This is a genomic window from Methanobrevibacter sp., assembly GCF_045577275.1.
Lineage (GTDB): Archaea > Methanobacteriota > Methanobacteria > Methanobacteriales > Methanobacteriaceae > Methanobrevibacter.
Genome location: NZ_JAZNIB010000244.1, coordinates 1 through 2,147, shown reverse-complemented (window position 1 = coordinate 2,147; position 2,147 = coordinate 1). Strand labels below are relative to the sequence as shown.

Annotated in this window: 4 protein-coding genes; all 4 read right to left on the bottom strand. The window is 37.4% G+C overall.

Going from position 1 to position 2,147, the window contains the following annotated elements; genetic code table 11:
• Positions 1–72: 72 nt before the first annotated feature.
• Positions 73–1,005: a tetrahydromethanopterin S-methyltransferase subunit H gene (gene mtrH, locus ACKI67_RS06905; RefSeq protein WP_407462727.1), complete on the bottom strand. Its 933-nt coding sequence runs from the start codon at positions 1,003–1,005 to the stop codon at positions 73–75.
• Between the two features lie 13 nt (positions 1,006–1,018).
• Positions 1,019–1,255 carry a tetrahydromethanopterin S-methyltransferase subunit MtrG gene (mtrG, locus tag ACKI67_RS06900; RefSeq protein ID WP_407462726.1) on the bottom strand — a complete coding sequence of 79 codons (237 nt, stop codon included), beginning with the start codon at positions 1,253–1,255 and terminating at the stop codon, positions 1,019–1,021.
• 10 nt (positions 1,256–1,265) lie between these two features.
• Positions 1,266–1,472 (bottom strand): tetrahydromethanopterin S-methyltransferase subunit F, encoded by a 207-nt coding sequence (locus ACKI67_RS06895; RefSeq protein WP_407462725.1) that lies wholly within the window; start codon positions 1,470–1,472, stop codon positions 1,266–1,268.
• Between the two features lie 12 nt (positions 1,473–1,484).
• A partial coding sequence (mtrA, locus tag ACKI67_RS06890; protein ID WP_407462724.1) for a tetrahydromethanopterin S-methyltransferase subunit A occupies positions 1,485–2,147 on the bottom strand: 663 nt, incomplete at its 5' end.

Sequence of the window (2,147 nt, the reverse complement as noted above, 5' to 3'; positions counted from 1 at the left end):
TTTAAAAAATAGTTGAAAAAATAGAAAAAAAATGATTAGATGAAATGAATCATCTAATCGGGACCCATTTATCTATAATAAATTGTTAATTGGGTGTTCTTCGATAGGTTCGGTACCGATATCTTTTGCTGCTTCAGCAATCATAATATCTGCCATACCACAAGCAGGGAATGCTAATCTTGCGTTTTCGATAGGTCCGAAAAGTACGAAGTCACCACCAGCCATTTGTTGAACGATGTTAGAACCGATATCACAAACAGGCCATGCTTCTTTGTGTTCTTTTTTGTATCCTCTTAACCAGTCCCATGCAGATGGAACGTTGTGAATACCGGATCCTACAGGGTATCCCCATTTAGCTTTAACAGCGTAAGAGGTTCTTACAGCAGGTCCTGCACCTTGACCTAATGGAGTAACTGCTACGTCCATCCATGGTTTTGTAATACCACATTCGTCAGCCATTTCGAGAATACCTTGGTCGATTACAGATCCACCAGTTTCCCAAATTTCGATTTTTCCTTCTACACCAGGAGTCATTGGGTTGAATCCTAAGAGAATGGATGCGTCGATGTCTGAGTTTTTAACAGCTTCGATTTCAGCAGGTTCTGCAGCCATACTTATAGAGTTGTATACAGCTCTTTCTGCTAATCCAACTTCTTGTACATATTCTACACCTGCAATTTTTGCAGCAGCTGCAGTTGAGTCGATAAGGAAAGGTTTGTCACAGACGTCTCCAACAAATTCTAAGTATTTTACCATAGCATCTGCAGTAGCACCGAAAGTTTGTACAACACATGGGTTTCCGGTTACGTCAGACATTTCTTCCATTGTTTTAATTCTTTCTTCAGCAGCGTCTTTATCAAAGATTCCTGCTTTTTCATCACTAATAATATTGTGTCCACCGTAAAAGATTGTACCTGCTAAAACGGTTGGGTATTCACCAGGTTGACCACCCATTTTAACTCCAGCAATATCAATTACGAGTTGTTCTTTATCAAATCTAAACATAAGTATAAACCTCCTATAATAAGGTAGATAACATTGAAGCTACACCAAATTTAATAGCTACAATTAAAATAATTAATCCAAGTATAATACCATACAATATACCAACATCTCTACCAGTTTGTTGGCCTAAACGTTGGTAGTATTCTCCAACAGTGAAATCAACTTTTTCTTCTGCATCATCTAATTTTGCTACGATTTGGTTGAATTCATCTGAGGAAACCATTACTTGAGGTACTGATTCATCACTCATAATAACACCTCTATAATCCTGCTGCTTTTGCAATGAAAGGAATAATTACGATTAAAAGTGTTGCTATGCAAGCACCGATAGCGAATCCTTTAAACCTGGTTGCGAGTAAACCAGCGAATAATTTACCTTCTCTTGCAAGGAGTTTTGAACTGTATTCAGCATCATCAGCTGCAGTTCTCATTCCGCCAATATTTGGTTTATTTGAAATTTCTACCATAATTAATCCTCCTTATAAGATCAAGAATAAAACTCCAACGATTAAAGTGAAAGCTAAACCGATCATTATACCTTGAACTTTACCAGCATAATTACCAGCCATATTTCTTTGAACAGCTCCGACCATGTCGATTTTAGTGTTTATATCCCTAATTCTTGCTTCGATGAGACCAGTTTCAGGAGAAATAACTTTGATTGCTTCTCCAGTATCTTCATCTCCGTCGTCGTCGTCAACAGAAATAACCATAGCTTCTTCTTCAAAAGCACCTGGATCTTTCTCTACACATTCATTAATTTTTGATTGAATTGCTCCAATATCTTCAGTATCAATTAAGTCAACAATTTCTAATTGTTGTTGGAATCTTTCAATACCGTCGAGAGGAACATTTTCTACGAAAGGAATAGCACCGGTAGCACCGATAATTTTCTTTTTATCTGGATCAGCACCATTATCGTATAATGCTTGAATACTTTGACCAGTAATGTGTCCTTGTACTTCAGCACCAGCTAATATTAAGAAACGGATATTAGGGTTTGAGATAATGTTTGCGACAACTTTTTCTATTCCTAAGTTTTCTGTTTTACATGGACCTGCAATAGCTGCTCCAGAAAGTTCAGCTTCAATGTGAGAAGCTAAAGTTGTTACTGCAACAGGGCTTTCAGGATCACCTACAAT